Origin of the sequence: Xylanibacter ruminicola Ga6B6, assembly GCF_000687715.1 — a bacterium.
Lineage (GTDB): Bacteria > Bacteroidota > Bacteroidia > Bacteroidales > Bacteroidaceae > Prevotella > Prevotella ruminicola_B.
In genome coordinates, this window is sequence record NZ_JHXD01000006.1 from 104001 (window position 1) to 128936 (window position 24936).

Annotated in this window: 17 protein-coding genes and 1 pseudogene; 12 read left to right on the plus strand and 6 right to left on the minus strand. The window is 44.9% G+C overall.

The window, feature by feature from the left end; all coding sequences use genetic code 11:
- Positions 1-2 precede the first annotated feature (2 nt).
- Both T500_RS16335 and T500_RS0105755 read right to left on the minus strand, forming a co-directional pair.
- Entirely contained in the window at positions 3-1985 is a 1983-nt protein-coding gene (locus T500_RS16335) for a PAS domain-containing sensor histidine kinase (RefSeq protein ID WP_051611899.1), read from the minus strand.
- A 1-nt stretch (position 1986) separates the two neighbouring features.
- Positions 1987-3957 (minus strand): PAS domain-containing sensor histidine kinase, encoded by a 1971-nt coding sequence (locus tag T500_RS0105755; protein ID WP_196243477.1) that lies wholly within the window; start codon positions 3955-3957, stop codon positions 1987-1989.
- A gap of 217 nt (positions 3958-4174) precedes the next feature.
- On the opposite strand from T500_RS0105755, the gene frr reads away from it, so the two are divergent.
- The 3 genes from frr to T500_RS0105770 are packed head-to-tail and all read left to right on the plus strand — an operon-like array spanning position 4175 to position 8120.
- A complete protein-coding gene (frr, locus tag T500_RS0105760) occupies positions 4175-4735 on the plus strand; it encodes a ribosome recycling factor (protein WP_013064196.1) in 561 nt (186 codons plus the stop codon).
- Positions 4736-5665, plus strand: coding sequence for a ribosome small subunit-dependent GTPase A (rsgA, locus tag T500_RS0105765; protein ID WP_028907320.1), 930 nt, complete (start codon positions 4736-4738; stop codon positions 5663-5665). It abuts the gene before it with no gap.
- Positions 5666-5675: 10 nt separating this feature from the next.
- Complete coding sequence (locus T500_RS0105770; protein ID WP_028907321.1) at positions 5676-8120, plus strand: alpha/beta hydrolase family protein; 2445 nt, start codon at positions 5676-5678, stop codon at positions 8118-8120.
- Positions 8121-8160: 40 nt separating this feature from the next.
- On the opposite strand, the gene T500_RS0105775 is transcribed toward T500_RS0105770, so the two are convergent.
- From T500_RS0105775 to T500_RS0105785, 3 genes are read right to left on the minus strand one after another with little or no spacing between them, the layout of a single operon-like run.
- A complete protein-coding gene (locus tag T500_RS0105775; protein WP_028907322.1) occupies positions 8161-9360 on the minus strand; it encodes an alpha/beta hydrolase in 1200 nt (399 codons plus the stop codon).
- A gap of 12 nt (positions 9361-9372) precedes the next feature.
- Positions 9373-9564: a hypothetical protein gene (locus T500_RS0105780; RefSeq protein ID WP_028907323.1), complete on the minus strand. Its 192-nt coding sequence runs from the start codon at positions 9562-9564 to the stop codon at positions 9373-9375.
- Positions 9565-9577: 13 nt separating this feature from the next.
- Positions 9578-10543 (minus strand): SPFH domain-containing protein, encoded by a 966-nt coding sequence (locus T500_RS0105785; protein WP_028907324.1) that lies wholly within the window; start codon positions 10541-10543, stop codon positions 9578-9580.
- Positions 10544-10787: 244 nt separating this feature from the next.
- On the opposite strand from T500_RS0105785, the gene mnmA reads away from it, so the two are divergent.
- Entirely contained in the window at positions 10788-11867 is a 1080-nt protein-coding gene (gene mnmA / locus T500_RS0105790; RefSeq protein ID WP_028907325.1) for a tRNA 2-thiouridine(34) synthase MnmA, read from the plus strand.
- A 39-nt stretch (positions 11868-11906) separates the two neighbouring features.
- On the opposite strand, the gene T500_RS0105795 is transcribed toward mnmA, so the two are convergent.
- Positions 11907-13805, minus strand: coding sequence for an alpha-glucuronidase (locus T500_RS0105795; RefSeq protein ID WP_028907326.1), 1899 nt, complete (start codon positions 13803-13805; stop codon positions 11907-11909).
- Between the two features lie 107 nt (positions 13806-13912).
- Here T500_RS0105795 and T500_RS0105800 point away from each other — a divergent pair, with 107 nt between their 5' ends.
- The 8 genes and pseudogenes from T500_RS0105800 to T500_RS0105835 all read left to right on the plus strand — a co-directional run bounded on the left by T500_RS0105800 (position 13913) and on the right by T500_RS0105835 (position 24933).
- Complete coding sequence (locus T500_RS0105800; protein WP_028907327.1) at positions 13913-16276, plus strand: beta-galactosidase; 2364 nt, start codon at positions 13913-13915, stop codon at positions 16274-16276.
- Between the two features lie 83 nt (positions 16277-16359).
- Positions 16360-18828, plus strand: a complete 2469-nt coding sequence (locus tag T500_RS0105805) for an SLBB domain-containing protein (RefSeq protein ID WP_028907328.1) — start codon at positions 16360-16362, stop codon at positions 18826-18828.
- A gap of 129 nt (positions 18829-18957) precedes the next feature.
- Entirely contained in the window at positions 18958-19902 is a 945-nt protein-coding gene (locus tag T500_RS0105810; RefSeq protein WP_316930774.1) for a chain-length determining protein, read from the plus strand.
- 345 nt (positions 19903-20247) lie between these two features.
- Positions 20248-20802: a dTDP-4-dehydrorhamnose 3,5-epimerase gene (gene rfbC, locus T500_RS0105815; RefSeq protein ID WP_028907330.1), complete on the plus strand. Its 555-nt coding sequence runs from the start codon at positions 20248-20250 to the stop codon at positions 20800-20802.
- A 10-nt stretch (positions 20803-20812) separates the two neighbouring features.
- Positions 20813-20980 (plus strand): annotated as a pseudogene (locus T500_RS0105820) (NAD-binding protein); the annotation flags it as partial.
- A 59-nt stretch (positions 20981-21039) separates the two neighbouring features.
- On the plus strand, positions 21040-22572 hold the full coding sequence (locus T500_RS0105825) for an oligosaccharide flippase family protein (RefSeq protein ID WP_028907332.1): 1533 nt from the start codon (positions 21040-21042) through the stop codon (positions 22570-22572).
- Positions 22569-23738: a Coenzyme F420 hydrogenase/dehydrogenase, beta subunit C-terminal domain gene (locus T500_RS15275; protein ID WP_051611901.1), complete on the plus strand. Its 1170-nt coding sequence runs from the start codon at positions 22569-22571 to the stop codon at positions 23736-23738. The genes T500_RS0105825 and T500_RS15275 overlap by 4 nt, the downstream gene beginning before the upstream one ends.
- Before the next feature lie 7 nt (positions 23739-23745).
- Entirely contained in the window at positions 23746-24933 is a 1188-nt protein-coding gene (locus tag T500_RS0105835; protein ID WP_028907333.1) for a polysaccharide pyruvyl transferase family protein, read from the plus strand.
- Positions 24934-24936: the final 3 nt, after the last annotated feature.

Consider the following 24936-nt stretch of genomic DNA (forward strand, 5'->3'; position numbering starts at 1 on the left):
AATCATTCAGTAATTTCTTGTTTACATGGAATCCATACCCAGAAGGTAGAGCCACAATCCTTGCCTTCGGATGTAACGCCAATCTCACCACCGCTGTTGTCGGCAATAAGCTTGCAGATGCTCAGGCCCAGACCTGTGCCCTGTACAAAATCATTCAGCTTTACAAAGCGGTCGAACACTTTTCCCTGGTGCTCCTTGGGTATGCCTGCGCCGGTATCTTCGCAGTAGATGTACAAGCCTTCCTTGTCCTGTCGCTTCTGCTGCTCATAACCAATCTTTATATGTCCCTGTTGGGTATATTTGATGGCGTTGGTAACAAAGTTGGTTACTATCTGTTGGGTACGTCCGCCATCAATGGTTGTGATATAGGTGGGGTAGGGACTCTCTACCAGGAATTCTATCTTGGGGTTCTTGATGCGCTGTGCCAACGAGGTGGCTACGCTGTTAAAGCACTTGGCAAAGTCGGTTCTGGTGGGCTTGACGATGATGTCGCCACTCTCTAACGATGAGAGTGCCAGAATATCGTTTACCAGACGTAACAGCATGTCGCAGTTGTTGGATATTACTTGTATGATACCCTCTCGCTCTTCGGGTGTGCTCATGGTTGCCAATACATCCGAGAAACCTACGATGGCATTCAGTGGGGTGCGTATCTCATGACTCATGCTGGCCAGGAAGGTACTCTTGCGCATTCCCGACTGATTGGCGCGTTCGGTTTCTTCCTTCAACTGCTCCTGCTTGTTAATCAAGGCGGTAACATCTCTTATCACACCATAGGTACCCGTCTGCTTGCCGTTCTCATCATAGTATGGAATGCTATCGATAAAGGTCCACTCCAGTTCATCGCTGTCGTGGAACAACGGATGCATATGGGTCAAGGTCGACTTAGGCTCGTTAAAGAACTCGTAGGGATGGCGTAATCCTTCGGCAAACGGATCGTCGATAAAGTGGGTAATGAGTTCGTCGAAACCCATTTTGCTTTCTATCACGCTCATCTCGCGATATAAGGTTACCTCGCGTTTCTCGAACGAGGTGCGGAAAAAGTGCATGTCAACATTCTCCATCAGGTATTTCAACTCTGTCTCGTACTGCTCGATGGCCTGGTTGGTACGTTGCAGCGATGCTTCGTTCTCCTTGTCCTGTTGGTATAGCTTGCGTTCCTGGGTAACATCTCGCATATACAGTGTGAAGAACTCCAATTGGTGGTCTTCATTGAGAATGGGGTGTATCCTGATTTCTGAATAACAGTTCACGCCACGCTCATACATCACTGTCTTGGTGCAGAAGTAGAGGTCGTCGGTAAGATTCTTCCGTAGGATATAACGGAAGGTTGGCAACTCAAACAAACTGTAGCGATGATAGAATGGGTCGTCTTCCGACTTAAACTTCAGTATCTCGCGCAACTTCTGGTTGGCTGTCAGCAGATGACCATCCTTGTCGTAGAAGGCTTGACCAACGATACTCTGCTCAAACAGTTTGCGGTAGCGGTCGGTTAGTTCGCGCTCTTCTTTCTCGGTCAGTATCTGTTCGGTCTTGTCGTTCAGCGTACAGTAAAAGTTGATGGGCGTTTTCTTGTCAGTCTGGTCGTATTCCACTACACCCACATCGTGTATATAGCGCCAGTCGTTTTCGTGCTTATCCAGACTTCTGTCCCATCTGAAAATACATTCCGACGATTCGGCTCCTTTTACCAGTCGGATCATGAATTCGGCGTAGAGATGGCGGTCGTCGGGATGTATGTATTCCAGACTCTGTTCGTAAGTCATGCCGTTGGCTGGCAGGAAATCGCCATACAGGTTATAGGCCAGGTGGTTTTGCAGATTCAATCGGAGCACGTAGTTGTTATCGTTCAGCGTGCGTTGCATGATGGTAGCCATATCTTTGGCTCTCCAGGTATTCTTTCGAATGCTGTAGAGTGTAATGCGGTTCAATATCACACCAATGATAATCACCACCAGGGTTAATATAACTATCAGTATCTGCATACTATATCACAATTTTTCTTTCAAAGTCAATCATCTCGCAAGGCAGGGCGATAAAGAACGAACTACCCTTGTCGGGTTCCGACAGCACGTCGATGGTGCCGCCCATCTGTTCTATCATCTCTTTCACGATAGGCAGATCCAATCCTGTGCCAATGCGTTTGTTCTTGCCATCGCTCACAAAGCGGTCGAACATCTTGGTGGCATCTTCCAGATCCATACCGCCATCAGTACTGTCAACAATCACAATCAGCTCGTCGTGCAGGTATTCGTATCTTGATTTAATGAGTCCCTCGTTGCTGCTCAAACCTACATAGTTGCACAACTTCTCGATGGCGATGCCCAAGTTGTGCTTATCAATTTTTACACGAAGCGATATATATGAGTTGTTGATAATCTTTCTAGCATCATTGCTTGTCTCGCTCCAACCATGCTGGCACCAACTGTCGAATAATGTGGCAAAATCGTGTACCTCGTAGTTGTATTCTATCATGTGGGCATCCAAGCGTGATATGAATAGGATATCGTTGATCAGGTTCAGCAGCACATCTGTGTTCTTCTTGATTTCGTTGGCAAATATCGGTTCGTCTTCCAAGCTGTGTTCTGTCTTAAATAGGTCGGCAAAACCAATCACTGCGTGTAAGGGCACTCGCAGCTCATAGCTCATGTTCAGCAGGAAGGCGTTCTTCAGCTGCTCCTCTTCCTGGGCTTTGGCTGTTTCTTCCTGCAGTCGCATTTCAGTGTACGACATCTCTGTGTCGTTTCGCAGCAGACCGAAGTAGTGCGTTACTATGCCGTCGTGGTTGGTGATGGGCATCAGGTTGAAGTTCAAGTAGATGTCGCGTCCCTGCTTGTCGGTCAGTTTGGTATGCAGCGTTTCTGATATCGTACCTAAACGCCGTCTGTCCATATGCAGAATCAAGTGCTTGGCTTTGTAACGGTCGTCGCTATGTATCAGCTCCACTGCATGTAGCTGTGCTATACGTTTACCTGTTTCGCTCAAGTCGCTCAGAATTTCCAGCTCATGGGTGTCGGGGTAATAGTTTACCAAACGAGCCTCGCTAATTCTCAGCGAGTAGTTAATGTCTCTGATGTATTGCTGTATCTCTTTGGTACGCTTCTCAATCAGTCTGCTGGCTTCTTTCTGCTTGTGGGTCGATTCTACCATCTCGGTAATGTCTCTACCTGCAGCAATCACACCATAAAGCTGGTTGTCCTCATTGCGGATAGGCCCTAACATCACCTCGTAGTATATCTTGCCTTGGCGTGTTACCTCAGGTACACGCTCGTCAGTAGCCTTTGTCTGACTGATATCTGTAATCGACGATAGTTGGGTGTGTTCAATGGTGCGCACGTCCATCTCTCTGTACGATGGTATATCGGTCATCTTCATCTGGCGGTCCAGTAAGGCTTGTGGGTCTTTCACACCAAATGTCTCGCAGGCTTTATCGTTCATGTCAGCCAGATAGCCATCTGCATTGTAGTAAATCATGTCAACCAACGACGAGTTAAACACCGTGTGGTATCTTAGCATCAGTTTTCGGGTATCCTCAGCCATTTGCTGCTCCAGAGTTACGTCGCGCTGGGTACCTAAAATCTCGCTTGGAATGTCGTGGCGATTCCTGTGCAGTACCGAGAGGGTTATCTCGTAGCATTTCACTAATCCGTCTTTGTTGGGTGCACTTTTCACGGTTAGCGTGTCCGATAGGGTATCTCTGTTCTGTATGCTTGTAATGGCTTTCTGTATCTTTTTAAAGTCATCGCGGTCGTAAAGCTGTGAAAAGTCGAAAGGTGTATAGAGTGTTTCGGTCAGATCCTGTTTCGATATAACCTTAAACATATTCTTCTTGGTATGATAGGTCCAGGCGTCGGTTTTGTTGGCATCCATAATCAGTGTCAGTTGCATATTCAGCCGCTGTACTTTTCTGGTTATTTTGCGTTCGCGGTAGTAGATGAGACGATTGTATACTACCATGCCAATAACGGATATCAAGAAAACCGTTATCAGATAAATATATATATGATTGCTGTATATAAGCATAAATTGTCTGTAAGTATGGTAGTAAACACCCGCAAAGATAGCTGATTTTGCGCAAATAACAAAATTTTTGAACGAAAAAAACGCAATTATTTGGAAGTTTCGCAGAAAAACGTTACTTTTGTCATCAGAAAATGACTAAAAGTACAAAAATATGGTTGACGTAAAAGAAATTTTAAACAAGAGCGAAGAGCGCATGGAAATGGCTGCTATGTACCTCGAAGAGGAGCTGAACCGTATCCGTGCCGGCCGCGCCAACGTGGCTATTCTCGATGCTGTACGTGTTGAAGTGTATGGCAGCAAGGTGCCCCTCAATCAGGTGGCTAACGTGAGTGTGCCCGATCCTCGTACCATTGCTATCAAGCCTTGGGATCGCAAGGAGATCCGTAACATTGAGAAGGCTATTATGGATAGCGACGTAGGTATCACTCCTGAGAATAATGGTGAGATTATCCGATTGAATATTCCACAGCCCACTGAGGAGCGTCGTCGCGATCTTACCAAGCAGTGCAACAAGATTGCCGAGAAGGCTAAGGTTGAGGTACGTAATGTGCGTGGTGATATCAAGGATAAACTGAAGAAAGCAATTAAGGACGGTCTGTCAGAGGACTTGGAGAAGGATGCTGAGGCTGAGCTCCAGAAGTTGCACGATAAGTTTATCAAGAAGATCGACGAGCTGATTACGGCCAAGAATAAGGAAATCATGACCGTATAAATGCGCGGACTTGTTATTAAGAATACAGGCAGCTGGTACACCGTCTTAACCGACGATGGCCAGCTGATTGAGTGTAAGATAAAGGGTAACTTTCGATTGAAAGGTATCCGTAGTACTAACCCTGTAGCCGTGGGCGATAGGGTAGAGATTGTACCTAACAACGAGGGTACGGCTTTTATTACCGAGATCGAGGATCGCCGTAATTACATTATCCGTAAGAGTATCAATCTCTCTAAACAGAGTCATATCCTGGCGGCTAATGTCGATCAGGCCATCTTGGTGGTTACAGTGGTAAACCCACAGACATCCACTACCTTTATTGATCGTTTCCTGGCTTCGGCCGAGGCTTATCGTGTGCCGGTTATCCTGGTGTTTAATAAAACCGACTTGCTCGATGAAGATACACGTCGTTACCAAGAGGCAATGGTACATCTGTATCAAACCATAGGTTATGAGTGCTATCAGATATCAGCCGAAACTGGTGCTGGTGTTGAGGCTTTGCAACCCTTGCTCAAGGATAAGATAACCTTGCTGAGTGGTAATAGTGGCGTAGGTAAGTCAACGCTCATTAATCGCTTGGTGCCTGGTGCCAGTCAGCGTACAGCCGAAATCAGCGATGCCCATAACACTGGTCAGCACACCACCACTTTCAGTGAGATGATACGGTTGGATGAGGGCTGGCTTATCGATACCCCAGGTATTAAGGGCTTTGGTACGTTCGATATGGAGCCAGAGGAGCTTACCAGCTATTTCAAGGAGATATTCCATTTCTCTCAAGATTGCAAATTCTCAAATTGTACCCATACCCACGAACCTGGTTGTGCTGTGCTCAAAGCACTCGAGGACCATTACATTGCCGAAAGCCGCTATCAGTCGTATCTCTCGATGCTCGAGGATAAGGACGAAGGCAAATATAGAGCAGCTTATTAAACAAACATAAATGAAAAGACTTATTACAACACAAATGCTGTTGACCATTGGCATGATGGCCACAGCCCAAGTAAAGACGCCTGTTACCGAATTCAATCTCGCAGGCCCTTATGCAGTTTCTACCCCTTTTGCTGTCGATACAGTTGATGTGCAGGGTAAGAAGTTCGATCCCATCTCACAGTTAGGCTCCATTGCTTTAACCTCTCAGTCTACAGGCAAGTTCTCTGGTCAGGTACTCCCATCGTTGCCCGATAGTAAGAGTGTTGGCTTGCTGAGTTTCTATGTTAATAACTCCAATTTTATCAAGGGTAAGATTGAGGTTAAAGGTCCCAAGCACTCCAAGCTATATATCGATGGTGTTGAGGCTGGCGGTGAGTTGAAACTTGCGCCCGAGCATCACACCTTCACCATCCAGTATCTGGCTGAGCCTAAGGATACCGATTCTATTCAGGTGGTTTTCGATACACCCACAGCCATTACCTATCAGCTGACATCCAATCATCCCTATATGGTGCACGATCTGACTGATGGTAAGCGAGTTCGTGGTATCAATCTTTCGGCCGATGGTCAGTTTGCTTGTGTGTCTTATCAGACAACCGACCGTGGCGGTAACAGCCGTTGGAATTATGAGCTGCGTGATGTGAAGTCCGGTCGACTGATTTCGCAGCCTTCACGCAATCCAAGGTGGTTGCCAAAGAGCATCGCTTGGTTGGAAGAGGAGAAAGAGGGTAGTCATCGCGTATTATATAAGGTTGATCCCAAGACAGGTGTCCGCACGCGTTTTGCTTATGATATTCCCGAAGGAAGCTACTCGGTTGCTCCTACCGAGGATTATCTCATTTTTACACTTGAAGAGGAAGGTCCTAAGGAGGATAAGGAAGTATTCGAGGTTCTTGAGATGGACGATCGCCAGCCAGGTTGGCGCAAACGTAACTATCTGGTCAAGTATGATATTAAAACGGGTGTTACCCAGCGCATGACCTTTGGTAACAAGGGCGAGTATCTGTATGATATCTCACAGGATGGTAGCAAACTGTTGGTAATCAGCAATCGCTCTCGTCTGACTAAGCGTCCTACCACTGTTTCTGATGTGTTTGTGATGGATGCCAAGACGCTGAAGGCTGATACGCTGCTTTCGGGTGCTGAATTCCTGGGCGGAGGCTCTTTCTCGCCTGATGGCTCGCAGATATTGTTTGTGGGTAATCCAGAGGCTTTTAATCGCATCGGTTGTCAGTTACCTGCCGAGGTTACACCTAGTATGACGGAGAATGAACTTTTCCTGTTTGATATCGCATCAAAACAGGTAAAGCCATTAACTAAGGATTTCGATCCTTCAATTAATGATGTCGATTGGTCGTGGGCTGATAGTCAGATTTACTTCTCAGCCGAAGATCGCGATTATGTCAATATGTTTGTGCTGAATCCGAAGACGGGGAATATTGCTAAACTGCCTGCTAAGGGCGATTATGCTTATCGCTTCAATATGGCTGCTCATGCTCCTGTGCTGGCATATCTGTCGTATAAAACGATGGAACCTGCATCGGCCTATGTAGCTACTGTTAAGAATGCAAAGTTCAATGCTCATAGTATAATGTTCAATGGTGCTGAGGCACTTGGCGATGCTGAGATTGGTACCTGTCAGGATTGGAACTTCACCAACAGTAAGGGCGATACCGTATATGGTCGTCTTTATCTGCCCAAGGATTTCGATGCAACCAAGAAGTATCCTATGATTGTTTACTACTATGGTGGCTGCTCGCCTGTGTCGCGTTATTTCGAATCTCCATACGCTCCACAGTATTGGAACTCTCTTGGTTATGTGGCCTATATCCTTGAGCCCAGTGGCGCTACAGGTTTTGGTCAGGAGTGGGCATCGCGCCATGTTAATACCGCTGGCCGTGGTCCTGCCGAGGATATCATCGAGGGCACTAAGAAAATCTGCGAGGCTCATCCATTTATTAATAAGGATAAGATTGGTTGTATGGGTGCTTCGTATGGTGGTTTTATGACTCAGTATCTGCAAACACAGACAGATATCTTTGCTGCCGCTGTTTCGCATGCTGGTATTGCCAACCACACCAGTTATTGGGGTGAAGGCTATTGGGGTTATAACTACAGCGAGGTGTCGATGGCCAACAGCTATCCTTGGAGTCATCGTCAGTTGTATGTCGATCAGAGTCCGCTGTTCAATGCCGATAAGATCCACACCCCTCTGCTGTTACTCCATGGTAATGCCGATACCAACGTGCCACTCATCGAGAGTCTGCAGATGTTCACAGCGCTTAAGTTGCTAGGCCGCGAAGTATCGTTGGTAGAGGTTGAGGGTGAGAATCATCATATTCTCGACTATTCAAAGAAAGAAAAATGGTTAGCCACCCAGATGGCTTGGTTCCAGAAGTGGTTGAAGGATGATTCTACCTGGTGGGACGCTCTCTATCCCAAGAAACATCTTTAATAAACAATAAATCCCTCGCCAGTAAGCGAGGGATTTATTGTTATAGCGTCTTTACCCAACCAACAATATCTGCAAGTACCTCTTCAGCTATGGTCTCTTCAATATTGTAGTATTCATCAGGACGACCTGTGTCGCAGTGCTGAAACAGATGGTTCAGTCCTTCGCACTCTTTGATGACCGTCTTTTTGTTCTTTGGCAGCAGGCGACGTAGTACTGGGATGTTTTGTGCAGCTGGCACCTGACAATCCTTGGTGCCATTGAGCGCCAGTACTGGGCACTTGGTGTTGTTGATATTCTGTGTGGGATCATAATCCATAAACCACTCCAACCACTTGTTGCCCTTCATCATATTGCGCAGATACTCCATGGTGATACCTTTGGCCAGCGGACTGCCACTGTTTCTGGTCTGATACAGCAGGATGCTATCACCCTTGACGGCAGGACCTGCCAGCGACACGATGAAGTCGACCTTCTTCTGTGCCCCCAGCATAAAAGCTATCAGTCCACCCTCGCTATGCCCCAGCAATCCAACCTTTTTGAATCGTTTCTGAGCACGCAACCACTCGATACCTGCTGCGGCATCTTCTGCCAGGTCGGCCGATGTGGCATTCTTCATATCGCCACCTACTGATTGGCCTGTGGCGCGATCGTCATAGCGCAGTGTGGCTATGCCAGCGCGCGCCAGGCGGTCAGCAATCACTGCAAAGGGCTTGTGGGCATAGATTTCTTCATCGCGATTCTCTGGTCCGCTGCCTGTCACCATAATTATTACGCACTTAGCTCTGCCTTTGGGTACGGTTAGTGTGCCTGCCAGTGTGGCGCCAGCCTTGGCGTTGGTAAATGTCACCTCCTCTGTGGTATAGGGGAATGGGCCTTTTGGCGTCTGTGGGCGATTGGGACCATCGGGTGAAATCTCTTTCATGTTGAGCGGTAACTTCATGCCATGCTGGGTGAAAGAGCCCTGCAATTTCCCATCTACAAAGCGAGCTACGTATGTAGCGCCAAGCGATTTGACACTGACCTTTATTGAGTCGTTAGTAAGCAGGTCGACAGTGGCAGGGATGCCTGTTGCACCTTGTGCAGGACTGTCGAGTGTACATTTGTCATCGACAAGATTCAGTACAATGGGCAGTTTCTGCCCCATGGCTTCCAGTTCGCCACTCCAACTCCTGCGTATCTCCTGCGCATTAGCTGAAAGGCCTATGCAGGCTAAGATTAGGGTGATGAATAGTTTTTTCATTTCGCTTTTACTTTAATCTTCTCTGGTTTCATTGTCTTTCTTCTTTTTAGGTAGACGCTTGGCTTTGCGCAGGGCCTCTGTGATGATCCACTGCAGCTGGCCATTGGTGCTGCGGAACTCGTCCGCAGCCCAGGCCTCTATCGCGTCCATCGTGTCGCTATCAACACGCAGGATAAAACTCTTAGTGGATTTCTTTTCAGCCATTAATTATCAATTATTAATGATTTAACGTTCCTGTATTGACTACTGGTTGAGCATTGTCGTCGCCACAGAGCACTACCAGCAGATTGCTAACCATGGCAGCCTTCTTGTCGTCGTCGAGTTCTACTATCTCCTCGTCGGCCAGTTTGTCGAGAGCCATCTTAACCATCGATACAGCGCCTTCTACTATCTTTTCGCGTGCAGTGATGATGGCACTGGCCTGTTGGCGGCGAAGCATTACGGCTGCAATCTCAGGAGCGTAGGCCAGATAGTTGATGCGAGCCTCTACCACCTCGATACCTGCCAGAGCCAGACGCTCATCCAACTTCTGTTCAAGCTGCTCATTTATCTCATCAGCGCTCGAGCGCAGGGTGGGCTCGCCAGTTTTGGTGTCCTCATCGTCGTAGGCATACTGACCGGCCACCTGTCGCAGGGCAGCATCACTCTGTACACGTACAAAGTTCTCCAGAGCGTTCATCAGTCCCTTGGTATCAGCGCCAACGGTGTTGGGGGCAGCAGCCATGGTCTGAGTGTCTACCTCGAACAGAGCTTTGTAGGTGTCCTTCAGTTTCCAAACCAGCACCAGACCAATCATCACTGGATTACCAGTCTTATCGTTCACCTTGATAGGCTCAGCGTCCAGGTTGCGAGCACGCAGACTAACCTTCTTGGTGCCATAGAATGGGTTGATCCAGAAGAAACCAGTCTGTGCGAATGTGCCGCTGTACTTACCAAACCATGTGGTAACGCGGGCCTCGTTGGGTTCCAACTGCATGTGGCCGCACCACATTATTATATTAACGATGATCATCACGCCGCAAAGTCCAAGCAGCCATCCGCCCTGCGAACCACCAGTAGCGTCGAGCATAATGATGCTCTCAACGATACCAACAATCGTCAGAATTAGAACTGCGATATTTACAAACAGCATCAGGAATCCATTCAGTACCGATCCTCTGAACTCAAACTCTTTTGTTTCCATAATCTTAATGTTTAATATTTATAATTCGATTTGATATCATTTTGATATCGCAAAGATATGAAGTGTTTTCGAACTGACAATGGATTTTGAGTAAACATTAACCATATTTAACTATCAACTATCAATTATCAATTGTCAATTATCAATTATTTAGTACCTTTGAGCTTTGCTCGAAGATAGGCTGCATCTCAGAAAAACCCAAATAAATTTGGTTTTTCATTCGATTTGCACTATCTTTGCACCCATGAATATCAAGGAGATAGAGAATAAGCGTATAGCTGTGCTGCTCTCAGGCGGTGTAGACAGCAGTGTGGTGGTGCACGAGTTTGCCCAGCTGGGTCTGCACCCTGACTGCTTCTATATTAAGATAGGTCCTGAGGAGCAGGAGGAGTGGGACTGCTCTAGCGAGGAGGACCTGGAGATGGCTACGGCCGTATCGCACAAGTACGGCTGTAAGCTGGAGGTGATAGACTGCCACAAGGAGTACTGGGATCAGGTTACTAAGTACACCATGGACAAAGTGCGCGCAGGACTGACACCCAACCCTGACGTGATGTGTAACCGTCTGATTAAGTTTGGAGCCTTTGATGAGAAGCGTGGTCACGACTACGACCTGATAGCCACTGGTCACTACGCTATGACAGAGATAGATGCTGAGGGCAACAAGTGGCTCTGTACCAGTCCTGACCCGGTGAAGGATCAGACTGACTTTCTGGCACAGATAGCCGACTGGCAGTTGAAGAAGGCCCTCTTCCCAATAGGGCACTATGTGAAGGACGAGGTGCGTGTAATTGCTGAGCGCGAGCACTTGGTTAACGCCAAGCGTAAGGACTCGCAGGGCATCTGTTTCTTGGGCAAGATTAATTATAACGACTATATCCGCAGATACTTAGGCGAGCAGCCTGGCGATGTGATCGAACTGGAAACTGGCAAGCGTATAGGCGAGCACAAGGGCCTTTGGTTCCATACTATTGGTCAGCGCAAGGGCATGGGTTTTGGCGGTGGTCCTTGGTTTGTGGTTAAGAAAGATGTGGATAATAATATATTATATGTGTCGCATGGCTACGATCCAGAAACTGCTTATAAGGCCGACTTCCCTGTGCACGATTTCCATTTCCTGACCAAGGAGTTGCAATCTACTGAGGTTACCTTTAAGATTCGTCATACCCCAGAATACCATCCGGCTACCTTAGAATGGACAAGTCCAAACACGTGCATGGTTCACTCAAAAGATAAAATTCATGGTGTGGCACCTGGTCAGTTCTGTGTGGTTTACGACAAGGATCATCACCGCTGCTTAGGCTCAGGCGAAATCACCATTTAACAATAAATCCCTCGCCGATAAGCGAGGGATTTATTGTTTTTATTTCTTTGTAAAACTACTGAAGTAATTCATACAAACTCTCTGCCATTCCTTGGCATTTTCAAGTTGGTGCTGTAAGCGGGCATCTACTTCCTGCCAGCGCTGCTCGTCGATGTTGGGCTTGGCTTCGTTCCAGATGCGGATGAAGTCCTCAACCTCTTCTACACCACGTGCGTAGCGGTAGTTCATCTCCTCAAGCACGGTGCGACCACTCTTCAGTCGGTAGCTCCATGGCACACGGTGGAACCACAGCAGGTAGCGCTCAGGGCAGGTGTTGATGTTGTCGTACAGTGTGCAGTAAGGCTCGCGATACTGTGCGGTGGCATTCGAACCTGTATGTGTGCGGTCGAAACCAATGCTGTCGTTGTTGGCCTTGTGGTAGTAAACCGGGCACCACTCCAAGGGTACGTGTGCATTGTAACCGTCAGGCTCGGGACCATAGTGCTCGTCAAAAGCAAAGATGTGATGCAATCCGATAGGCATCATGTAATCTACACAAGCTTCACGACTGCGCAGCATCATCGACTTTAATGCTTCGTTATTCGATGCATCAAAAGTCTGTCCCAGCCACTCCTGGGCGATAGTCTCTGAAGTCAGGGCAGGGTTCCATGCCAGACGGCCAAAGGCATACCAGTTGGCCTGTGAGAAGTGGTGACCGCACCAGTTCTTGTCGAGTCCAATATTGGCTACACCAGCAATACCTACCAGCTTTTTAGGTGCAACAAATCCGAAGAACTCACGCCACATAGGAGCCAAGTAGGTAAGATGGCGCGACTGTCCTAAGTACTCCTGAGTAATCTGCAGTTCAGCCATCTGTTTGGTCTTTTTGATATTGTCGAAGATAGGTGCGTAGGGTTCGCGTGGCTGGAAATCCAACGGACCGTTCTTTGATTGCAGAATCACGTTATCGCGGAACTTGCCGTCTAAGTCCTTAAACTCGCTTACTGCCTGCTTTACACGGTCCTCGCCACTGTGGGCAGCGCCATATACAAAGCTTCGCCACATGATAATACCACCGTATGGTTTCACGGCATCGGCCAGCATGTTGGCACCATCAGCGTGTGTGCGCTTGTAGTCGAATGGCCCAGGCTGTCCCTCTGAGTTAGCCTTTACCAGGAATCCTCCAAAGTCAGGAATCTGTGCGTAAATCTCCTTGGCCTTAGCTTTCCACCAGGCTTTTACCTGGGCATTCAGTGGGTCGGCAGTCTTTACAGGCTTGCCACCGTTGAATCCCTTGGCAGGAATGCTCATGGGTGAGGCGAAGTTTACCGACAGATACACCTTGATGCCGTAAGGGCGCAGAATGTCGGCATACTGTTTTACCTTATTAATATATATAGCCGACAGCATCTTAGGCGATGCATTTACATTATTCAGTACTGTGCCATTGATACCGATTGAAGCGTTGGCACGTGCATATTCTTTTATCAGTTCTGCGTCGATGGGCTGGTCGGGATCCTCAACAAAAATGGTGCGACCATGGAATTTTCTTTCGCCGGCTTTGCCTTTCCAGAAAATGCTTAATCCTGCATAACCACGCTCGATGGTACCATTCAGGTTGTCCCAGTGGTTCAATATGCGCAGTTTGTAGAATGGCTTGCTGCCAGTGGTTTCACCACGCAGCATTGCATAAGCACCATACAAAAGCCCTATTTCATTTTTTGCAGTGATGGTGCTTCCACTGATACGATAAGCATCCTCATCGTAACTTGGATCAATAATAAGGGTGGCTTGGTCACCCTGATAGTACGCTCTCAGTTCCTGGGCTGCTATACACTCAGGTCCTGTAACTTTTGCTTTGTTAATAGGTTGGTACCTCAGCCACAACTGGTGACCGTCTTCTGCCTTTGCCATCCCAGCAAAGACCAATGCCATTAAGAGTAATGTTAGTTTCTTCATATTTATTGATAATTTTGTTGCAAAAATATAAAAAATCTGTGTAATCCGCGTAATCCGTGCCTAAAAATTTGTACCTTTGCACCAAATAACGAAATAAAAGATACAAAATGAAAAAGATCCAACTACTGATTACTGCTTTATTGCTTATTTTTCCGATGCTGGTACATGCCGGTGATTTCACTGTGGGCAACCAGACATTCCTGTTAAATGGTCAGCCTTTTGTGGTTAAGGCGGCCGAAGTTCACTATCCGCGTATCCCCCGTCCTTATTGGGAGCATCGCATCAAAATGTGTAAGGCTTTGGGCATGAACACCCTCTGCATCTATGTGTTCTGGAATATCCATGAGCAGCGCGAGGGACAGTTCGATTTTACTGATAATAACGATGTGGCCGAGTTCTGCCGACTGGCCCAGAAAAATGGTATGTACGTGATTGTACGTCCTGGTCCATATGTATGTGCCGAGTGGGAGATGGGCGGTCTGCCTTGGTGGCTGCTGAAGAAGAAAGATATCCGTCTGCGTGAGCGCGATCCTTATTTCTTGGAGCGTGTAAAAATCTTCGAGCAGAAGGTTGGCGAGCAGTTGGCACCACTCACCATCCAGAATGGTGGCCCTATCATTATGGTACAGGTCGAGAACGAGTATGGCTCGTATGGCGAGGATAAACCCTATATCTCTGAGATTCGCGACTGTCTGCGTGGTATCTACGGCGAAAAACTCACCCTGTTCCAGTGCGACTGGAGTTCAAACTTCGAAAAGAACGGTCTTGATGATTTGGTGTGGACCATGAACTTCGGTACTGGTGCTAATATCGATCACGAGTTCGCACGCCTGAGACAGTTGCGCCCCAATGCACCTCTGATGTGTTCGGAGTTCTGGAGCGGTTGGTTCGATAAGTGGGGCGCTAATCACGAAACACGTCCTGCTAAGGATATGGTAGATGGTATGGACGAGATGCTGTCTAAGAATATCTCGTTTTCACTCTATATGACTCACGGTGGTACCTCGTTTGGTCACTGGGCAGGTGCTAACTCACCTGGTTTCGCACCCGATGTAACCAGTTACGATTACGATGCTCCTATCAACGAGTATGGTGGTACCACCGAGAAATTCTTCCAGCTGCGCAAGATGATGCAGAAGTACAGCAAGTCACCGCTGCCTGCAATCCCTTCGCGTCCTGCTAATATGATTAATATCCCTGCCTTCGAAATGAAGGAGCATGCTGATATCCTGTTGGGTGCCGATAGTCTGGTCATGAACAGTCCGCTGCGCACCATGGAGGAACTCAATCAGGGCTGGGGTTCGATGGTGTATATCACCTCGCTGCCTGATATCGACACACCTAGTGTGCTCACCCTCAACGATGGTCACGACTTTGCACAGGTGTTCATCGATAGTACCTATATCGGTAAGATTGATCGTGTGCGCAACGAAAAGAGTCTCCTGCTGCCTGCAGTTAAGAAAGGTCAGGAGCTTAAGATTCTCATCGAGGCCATGGGCCGTATCAACTTTGGTCGCGCCATCAAGGATTACAAGGGTATCACCGAGAGTGTCACCCTCTCAACCGATAAGGATGGTCACGAGCTTATCTGGAACCTCAAACGCTGGGATATCTTTACCATTCCCGATAGCTATGTAGCTGCCAAGAAGGCACTTGATACCGCAAAGCGCGATTCGCTCACTAAGATGGTGTTCAAGGGTTCTGGCTATTATCGTGGCTATTTCAATCTTAAGAGGGTAGGCGATACCTTCCTGAATATGGAGAACTGGGGCAAGGGTCAGGTATATGTCAATGGTCATGCTATCGGTCGTTTCTGGTCTATTGGTCCTCAGCAAACCCTCTATGTGCCTGGTTGCTGGCTCAAGAAGGGTAAGAACGAAGTGGTTGTGCTCGATGTGGTAGGTCCTTCTGCCAAGGCTTTCTATTTCACCAAGGATCAGAAGCGCCTCTCACCCTGGCTCTTTGCACAGAATAAGCCCGAACTTGATAAACTGAATGTTGAAAAATCTCGTACACATAACAATCCTGCTGATCAGCCTGATCTCAACTCTGCTACCCCTGTGAAGGTTGGTCAGCTGGCAGCCGGTAACGGCTGGCAGATGGTACGTTTTGCTGCCCCAAAGACCGGTCGCTATCTCGCTATTCAGGCTTTGTCTACCCACGAAGGTAAGGATGTGGTGTCTGTTGCTGAGCTCTATGCTATTAATGCTACTGGTGCTCGCCTCAGTCGTGAGTCTTGGACGGTGAAATATGCCGATAGCGAGGAAACAAAACGTGGTAATAATACTGCTGAAAAATCTTTCGATTTGCAGGAGTCAACTTACTGGCGTACCGAGAAGGGCGTGGCTCTGCCACATCTGATGGTGATTGACTTGGGTAGCGAGCAGACGATTACCGGTTTCGACTATCTGCCACGTGCCGAGGAAGGTGCCCCTGGTAGCATCAAGGATTACAAAATCTTTGTCTATTAATATAAATATAGGTAAAAAAGTTGTTTGTTTTAAAAATATTCAGTATCTTTGCAGCCGTTTAAAAATAGCTAGTATTTTTTGAAATGAAGAGATCTCTATTGGTATTATCATTGTTGCTCACCACCCTGTTGGTGCAGGCTCAGATGAGCGACATTCAGGTGATGCAGTATGTCCAGCGCGAGATGAAGAATGGTTCTTCTCAGTCGCAGATTGCTACTAAACTCATGCAGAAAGGCGTTACCATGCAGCAGTTGCAGCGTGTGCGCAGTCAGTACGAAAAGTTGAACGGCACCTCAGCGGTGCGTTCATCAGGTTCAACCACCGATCAGCTTACGGCCGATAGTCGTATGCGAGAGAGCAACGGTGCGGTGCGTGTTGATGCTGAGGGTAACGAACTGTATGTACAGAAGATTGGTAGTAACAATACTGACGAAGATATGCTCGAGAATTCTAACTTGAGCAATCGTCAGCAAGTTTATATCCCTGATTCAGTGAATACCATCAACGGCAAACGTGTGTTCGGCCGTGATATCTTCAATAACAAAGCCCTTTCATTCGAACCCAACATGAATATCGCCACTCCTACCTCGTATATCGTAGGTCCTGGCGATAAGGTGTTCGTTGATGTCTATGGTGGTTCTCAAAAGTCAGAGCAGATGGAGGTAGGACCCGATGGTTCTATCGTGGTTACTGGTTATGGTCCTATCCACATTGCAGGTCTGTCGGTTGCAGCTGCCAATGCCAAGATCAAACAGACTCTTGGCAAGCGCTATAGCAGTTCAAAGATTCGCATGACGTTGGGTCAGACCCGTACCATTATGGTCAATGTGATGGGCGAGGTGATGGCACCTGGTACTTACACCCTTTCGGCCTTCGCCAGTGTGTTCCATGCCTTGTATATGGCTGGTGGTGTAAATAGTTTGGGTACATTGCGTGATATCAAGGTGTTCCGTGGTGGTCGTCAGATTGCTTCGGTCGATATCTACGATTATATCCTCAATGGCAAGCTCTCAGGCAATATCCGTTTGGCCGAGAATGATGTCATCATGGTCGGTCCTTATCAGAACATCGTCGATGTGGCTGGTAATGTCAAGCGCCCCATGGCCTACGAGATGAAGAAGAACGAGAGCATTGCTACCCTGTTCAAGTATGCCGGTGGCTTTACAGGCGATGCTTACAAAAAATCGGTTCGTGTTAATCGTGTGGCAGGCGAGAAATATTCGGTTTACAATATCAACGAGTTCGATATGTCGAGCTTCCGCTTGCAGGATGGCGACTCAGTGACTGTCGGTGGTAACCTTCGTCGTTACGAGAATATGGTCGAGATTGCAGGTGCTGTGTTCCGCCCCGGACAGTATAGCTTGGGTGGCAATATCACCACTGTTAAGAGTTTGATCGAGCAGGCCGACGGCTTGACCGAAGATGCCTTTGCCGGTCGCGGTGTTTTGCATCGTATGAAAGCCGATCGCACCCGTCGTGTCATCTCGCTCGATATCCAGGGTATTCTCAATGGCACTGTCGCCGATGTACCTTTGGAGAACGAAGATGTGCTCACCATCGCTTCTAAACAGGAGAAGACCAACGAGCGCACCGTTACTATTTTCGGCGAGGTGATGTTCCCTGCCACTTACGAGTATGCTGATGACGAGTCAATCGAAGACCTGATTATCCAGGCTGGTGGCCTCACCGATGCTGCTTCTACCGTTAAGGTTGATGTGTCGCGTCGCATGATTGATCCTAAGGCTACCGAGGATTCTCCTGAGGTGGCTCAAACCTTCTCTTTCACTTTGAAAGATGGTTTCGTCGTTGACGGTTCTAAGGACTTCACACTGCAGCCTTACGATGAGGTGTATGTGCGTAAGAGTCCCGGCTATATGCCCCAGCGCAATGTCAGTGTCGAGGGTGAGGTACTCTTCGCAGGTAATTATCCTTTGACACGTAAAAACCAGCGTCTCAGCGAGGTGGTGAAGGCTGCCGGCGGTGTTACCAAGGAGGCTTATATCCGTGGTGCCCGTATCGAGCGCCCCATGAACGACGATGAGAAGTTCCGCCTTAATCGTATTCTCCAGTTGGCCAAGGTGCAGTCTGGTGCCGGTTTCGATGCCAATAAGGTCGATCAGGATAGCGTTTACTATGTAGCCATTGAGCTCGATAAGGCTTTGGCTAATCCTGGATCCGATGACGATGTGGTATTGCGCGAGGGCGACCGTATTATTGTGCCCGAGTTTAGCGGTACGGTTAAGATTGATGGTAACGTGATGTATCCCAATACGGCTAGCTATAGTGCAGGTAAGAGTTATAAGTGGTACGTAAAGAACCAGGCTGGCGGTTTCGGTATGGGCGCTAAAAAATCGCGTGCCTTCATTCTCTATCAGAATGGTGCCGTTAAGAAGGCCAGCGGCGCAAAGATCGAGCCAGGTTGCGAAATCATCGTGCCCAGCAAAACACGCTCTGCCAACGAAAAGATTAGCATGATTGCTAACCTTGGCACCTCTCTCGCCACCATGGTTACCATGCTGGCCACAGTTACAAACCTGATAAAGACATTCTAACGTAATATGGAGCAGAATCAGATACAATCTCAGACTAGAAAATTCCAGCCCATAGATTTTGGGGCTATTTGGCAGGCTCTTAAAAAGAATCGTAAACTCTACTATGTCGTATTGCCTGTCGCTTTTGTTGTGGCTATAGTTATTGCAAAGTCGATACCTACATATTATAAGTGTGAGGTGATATTAGCTCCAGAGGCCGGTGGTGGTAGTGGCAGTATGGGACAGTTGGCTTCTTTGGCCAGTTCCTTCGGTGTCAGTTTAGGTGGTGGTGGCAATGCTGGTGGCGATGCCATTACCCCTACGCTTTATCCAGACCTGATGAAAAGTACTGATTTTAAAACATCCCTGTTCCCCATTAAGTTGCATGGCAAAAAGGATAAAACGTCTATGACGTATTACGATTATCTCAAGAATGAGTGGAAGGAGCCTTGGTGGGAAGATTTCTTTGGTTTGATGGCACCCGAGAAGAAGAAAGATACCCTGGTCAATAACTTCGAACTGACAGGCGAACAGGCTCGTATTTCTGGTATGATAATGAAAAATGTGGTTTGCAAGATTGATAAGAAAACAAACCTTATTTCAATTAATGTTACCACTCAGGATCCTTATATTGCTGCTTTATTGGCAGACTCTGTAAAAACGCGTTTGCAGGATTTCTTAACGGAATATCGTACCCAGAAAGCTAATCACGATCTGGAATATGCCGAGATGTTGCAGGCTCAAGCAAAAAAAGATTATGAGCATGCTCGTCAGAAGTATGTAGAGTTTGTCGATGCGAACCAAGATATTGTTCTCGAAAGTATCCGTCAGAAGCAAACTGATCTGGAGAACGATTTGCAGTTGCAGTATAACAACTATAATACGCTGAGTGCCCAGGTGTTGGCATACAAGGCAAAAGTTCAGGAGGCTACACCTGCTTTTACCACCCTTCAGCGTGCCACAGTGCCATTAGGTCCTGCAGGTCCTAATCGTAATCGTATACTGGTTGTGTGTCTGTTTTTGGCTGCATTGTTCACAACCATTTACGTGTTGTATAAAGAGCATCAGTTAAAGCCGCTGTTAGGCTTATCATAACAATCATAGCCCCTTAAAAAGACGGAACGTGACGTATAATTATTAGATAAATCGTCATTTTCCGTCTTTTTATTTGGTGGTATCATAAAATTCCTTTATCTTTGCATGCGGAAAAGGGAAATCGATTTCATCAAACTCCCCATTACCGTGTAGTTAATAAAAGCAAAATATTTAGTAACGTACTGACCTATAGCACTTTGCATCTGTCAGTCCGGAATATTTTCTTTGTACTTGTGTAAAAAATACACGCTCGTCGGGGCTGTCTGCCCCTTGCCGCGTGGCGCTCCCCGAGTGTTTTAGCATGGTATTAAATATGGCGCTTTTAGCGCATTGACAATATAGATTATGGAAGTTATAACAACATCAATTGACGGTGTGTTCATTATTGAACCCCGCATTTTCGAAGATAGCCGTGGCTATTTCTTCGAATCTTTCTCTCAACGAGAGTTCGAAGAAAAAATTGGTCCCATCAATTTCGTTCAGGACAATGAATCAAAATCAAGCTATGGCGTAATGAGAGGACTCCATTTTCAGCGCCCTCCCTTTACTCAAAGCAAATTGGTGCGTTGTGTTAAAGGTGCTGTGCTCGATGTTGCAGTTGATGTCCGCAAAGGTTCTCCAACCTATGGACAGCACGTAGCTGTTGAACTCACCGAGGATAATCACCGTCAGTTCTTTATCCCTAAGGGCTTTGCTCACGGCTTTGCTGTATTGAGCGAAACCGCCGTTTTCCAATACAAATGCGATGAATTCTATCATCCCGAGGCTGATTGTGGCATCAGTATATTGGATGATTCGTTGGGGATAGATTGGTGTATCCCAACAGATAAGTCGATTCTTTCAGAAAAAGATACAAAGCATCCTTTATTAAAGGATTTTGTTACTCCATTTGAATATTAAAGCACAAGCAATGAATATTGCAATCGTAGGTACAGGCTATGTTGGTTTGGTAAGTGGAACCTGTTTCGCTGAGATGGGCGCACATGTTACATGTGTCGATGTTGATGTCGAGAAAATCAATAAACTTCAGAGCGGCATTATGCCAATTTATGAGCCAGGTCTAGAGGACCAAGAACTTGAGGAATTAGGTCTTATTTTCTCAAGAATTGGGGAGTAGTTTTATTTTTGATTTTATTTATGCTAGATTCCTCAAATAGTAATAAACGTATAGCTAAGAATACATTGTTACTATATGTAAGAATGTTATTCTTAATGCTTGTATCACTATATACCAGTCGTGTGATTCTTAATGCACTTGGTGTTGAAGATTATGGTATTTATAATGTCGTAGGTGGTGTTGTTGCAATGTTTTCAATGATTAGTGCATCGCTGAATTCTGCAATAAGTCGGTTTATTACATATGAGTTAGGTACAGGAAATTTAAATAGGCTAAAGACAGTATTCTCATCCTCCGTTACTATTCAGATAGGGTTGGTCGTTTTATTTTTGCTGATAGCAGAGACGGTTGGAGTATGGTTTGTAAACTATAAAATGATCATTCCTGCAGATAGGTTAGTTGCTGCAAATTGGTGCCTTCAGTTATCTGCCATTACATTTTCTATTAACTTGGTAAGTGTCCCCTACAATGCTGCAATTATTGCGCATGAAAAGATGTCTGCTTTTGCATACATATCATTTATCGAGGCTTTAGGAAAATTGTTAATTGCATGGTTCATTATACTTAGTCCAATTGATAGACTTGTTTTTTATGCAATCATGCTTGCTGTGATGGCAGTTGTAATTCGATATATTTATATATATTATTGTAAGCAACATTTTGAGGAATGTTCTTATTCATTTATTTATGATCATTGCTTGCTTAAACGTATATTTGGATTTGCTGGCTGGAATATGATCGGAACATCTTCTGCAATTTTGAGAAATCAAGGCGTTGATATTTTAATTAATTTATTTTTTGGACCAGCTGTTAATGGCGCAAAGGCAATCGCAAATCAGGTTAACGCTGCAATTGACGGGTTTGTTCAGAATTTTATGATTGCCATGAATCCTCAAATTACTAAGTCATATGCAAATGGCAACCATCATTATATGTTGGATTTAGTCATGAAAGGAGCTAAGTTTTCTTTTTTTATTTTATTATTTCTAGGACTGCCAATACTTCTCAACACTGGTTTTATATTACAATTATGGCTAAAGATGGTTCCTGCTCATACGATACTATTTGTACAATTGATAATTATATTATCAATGTGTGATAGTTTAAGTCATACTTTAGTCGCAGCAATTCTTGCAGAAGGAGAAATAGAGAAATATATGGCTGTTGTTGGTGGGCTACAAATGCTTAATATTCCGATCGCCTATATTGCGCTATGGTTAGGTTGTATTCCAGAAGTTACTGTTGTTATAGCTATAGTAATAAGCCAGGCCTGTTTGTTTACACGTATAATTTTCCTCAAACATAAAGTGAATCTTAGCATACGAGAGTATATATCTAAGGTCTATATTGTTGTTATTTCTGTAGCATTTTTGGCTGCGATCTTGCCAATTTGTCTGCGAATTGTGATGCCTGAAGGATGGGGGGCTTTTGTCTTAGTTACATTTGTTACGCTTGTTTGTACTGTTATTTCTATTTTTTTTGTTGGATTAAGCAAGGGGGAGCGTCAGATGTTATTGATAAAAAGTAGAGAAGTCATTAATAAGATAAGATGATAGAAGTTGATGATAAAAGGAATTGTACTGGCTGTACTGCGTGTAAAAGTATATGTCCTCGTGATGCGATCACCATGTCCAGTGATGATGAGGGGTTCCTGTATCCTCAATTGAATCATGAGTTGTGTATAAATTGTGGCTTATGTGATAGAGTTTGTCCACTTCCCCAACGTGATAAACAAGATAATGCATGTAGTAGCTTGGAATCTTACGTAGCACATTATAATAATAATGATGATATTTGGTATGAATCATCTAGTGGGGGTGTGTTTACTGCTATTACTGATTTTATTCTGGAGAGTGATGGTATTGTTTATGGAGCTGCATACAATAAGGAGTGGGAGGTTGAGCATTGTTCTTCTTCAAACAAAACAGATGCTATTAAGTTTCGTGGCTCAAAATATGTTCAGAGTAAGCTAAACGATACATTTCGAGAAATAAAGAATATTCTTCTCTCAGGACAATTAGTTCTTTTCTCAGGTACTCCATGTCAAGTCGCAGGTTTAAAATCATATTTGAAGAAAGACTATTTGAATTTGATGACAGTAGATTTGTTGTGTCATTGTGTACCTTCTCCACGATTATTTAAGGATTATATAAATTATATACAAAAAAAATATAAAAAGAGAATATCTAAGATTAATATGAAGGATAAAACCTTGGGGTGGAATTCTTTTCAAACTCCGAGGATTTACTTTGAAGATGGAACCTCAATATTCAATGTAGAAGATACAAAACTGTGGGAAACTATCTTTTATTCACATATAGCTGTTAGACCAAGTTGTTATAGTTGTAGATTTTCAAATTTAGATCGTGTAGGTGATATAACCATTGGAGATTATTGGGGGGTAGAAAATTTTCATCCGGATTATTATGTGCCAAATGGGGCTTCAATAGTATTGATTAATAGTAGAAAAGGACAGGAAGCTTTCAAGTGCTTTTCTAAATATTTAAGATATGAAATAACAGATCCAATTAAAGGTTTACCTTCTTCGTTGGTGTATGCAGTATCTCCTCATTTAAAACGATCTCAGTTTTGGTTGGATTATGAAGTAATGAGTTTTACTCAAATATGTAAAAAATATTTTGGGTTAGGCCTTTTGAATGACATTAAGAGAAGATTGCCTGCTTTAAAATCTTTATTGAAAATAATAATTAGGAAATAAAATTTGTATGAAAGTTGCTATATTAACTTATGCACGAACAAATAATTATGGTGCGACATTACAATGCTATGCATTGAATAAATATATTCAATCTTTGGGATACGATACGATTATTTTAAATGTTCCTCTTGATGATGGATCTGTACGAAAGGTCAAACGACCATTATATAGGAAGTTATTATCTTTTGTATGGAATCGTTTTTATTCTATATTTAAGAAGATATTCTTTAAAAATGAACTATATGATTATGAAATAAGGTATTGTCTTAACAAAGAGCAAAGAGAAAAGGAGCAGATGTATTCTAACCGGAATATGTTATTGTTCGATGAGTTTAGATCAAAATATTTACCTAATATTACTGATGAGTATTTCTATGAATCGGATTTTGATTCAAATTATCCGGAAGCTGATGCTTATGTAGTTGGGAGTGATCAAGTGTGGAATGTGGATATCTGTAAGAGGCAATATCCTATATTTTTCTTGTCATTCGTAAAACCTGGTAGAAAAAAAATCTCATATGCGGCCTGTATGGGTGGCAATGATAGAATTATTTTTAAAGGTGAGCAAAAGGAGAGAATTATGCAGTTGTTGTCCGATTTTAATTGCATTTCAGTAAGAAATCAGATGGCTGTAACAATTTGCCAGAATAATTTTCATTTTGCCCCCAAACAAGTGCTCGATCCTACTTTTTTAGTTGATAATTATGATGAATTGTTGGCAGAATCGTCTATAGAAGCAAAAGGATGTATGTATATTGATAAGTTCATTATCAATGATTTATGGGTAAATGCGATTAAAAAGATTTCTAAGAACAAGGGGCTACAGATTAGAATGGATAATTGTTTGATTGAAATTGATGATGTACCTTTTGCTCCACTATGTAGAATACAGGATTGGCTGAAATTAATAAATACATCTGATTTGATATTTACAGACTCTTTCCATTGTTCTGTATTCTGTATTTTATTCCGCAAACAATTTGTTGTTGCACCTTCTTATCAAGGTGGTGAAGGTAGAATGCTTGATTTGTTAGATAAGATGGGAATCGAAGGACGTTTCTACTATACTCCTGATGAATTGATAAATAATATAAATGTATGGTCGAAGCCGATAGACTACGATGCTGTATGGGGCAAAATTGAAGAGCAAAGGGCCGATTCGAAGAATTATCTTATTGAAGCATTGAAAAACTAATTT

Coding starts and splice junctions, on each gene's coding strand:
- T500_RS15275 (WP_051611901.1), top strand. CDS start 22,569: ATGATAGAAGTTGATGATAAAAGGAATTGTACTGGCTGTACTGCGTGT.
- T500_RS0105775 (WP_028907322.1), bottom strand. CDS start 9,360: ATGAAAAAACTATTCATCACCCTAATCTTAGCCTGCATAGGCCTTTCA.
- T500_RS0105785 (WP_028907324.1), bottom strand. CDS start 10,543: ATGGAAACAAAAGAGTTTGAGTTCAGAGGATCGGTACTGAATGGATTC.
- rfbC (WP_028907330.1), top strand. CDS start 20,248: ATGGAAGTTATAACAACATCAATTGACGGTGTGTTCATTATTGAACCC.
- T500_RS16335 (WP_051611899.1), bottom strand. CDS start 1,985: ATGCAGATACTGATAGTTATATTAACCCTGGTGGTGATTATCATTGGT.
- mnmA (WP_028907325.1), top strand. CDS start 10,788: ATGAATATCAAGGAGATAGAGAATAAGCGTATAGCTGTGCTGCTCTCA.
- rsgA (WP_028907320.1), top strand. CDS start 4,736: ATGCGCGGACTTGTTATTAAGAATACAGGCAGCTGGTACACCGTCTTA.
- T500_RS0105780 (WP_028907323.1), bottom strand. CDS start 9,564: ATGGCTGAAAAGAAATCCACTAAGAGTTTTATCCTGCGTGTTGATAGC.
- T500_RS0105770 (WP_028907321.1), top strand. CDS start 5,676: ATGAAAAGACTTATTACAACACAAATGCTGTTGACCATTGGCATGATG.
- T500_RS0105755 (WP_196243477.1), bottom strand. CDS start 3,957: ATGGTAGTATACAATCGTCTCATCTACTACCGCGAACGCAAAATAACC.
- T500_RS0105835 (WP_028907333.1), top strand. CDS start 23,746: ATGAAAGTTGCTATATTAACTTATGCACGAACAAATAATTATGGTGCG.
- T500_RS0105795 (WP_028907326.1), bottom strand. CDS start 13,805: ATGAAGAAACTAACATTACTCTTAATGGCATTGGTCTTTGCTGGGATG.
- frr (WP_013064196.1), top strand. CDS start 4,175: ATGGTTGACGTAAAAGAAATTTTAAACAAGAGCGAAGAGCGCATGGAA.
- T500_RS0105825 (WP_028907332.1), top strand. CDS start 21,040: ATGCTAGATTCCTCAAATAGTAATAAACGTATAGCTAAGAATACATTG.
- T500_RS0105805 (WP_028907328.1), top strand. CDS start 16,360: ATGAAGAGATCTCTATTGGTATTATCATTGTTGCTCACCACCCTGTTG.
- T500_RS0105800 (WP_028907327.1), top strand. CDS start 13,913: ATGAAAAAGATCCAACTACTGATTACTGCTTTATTGCTTATTTTTCCG.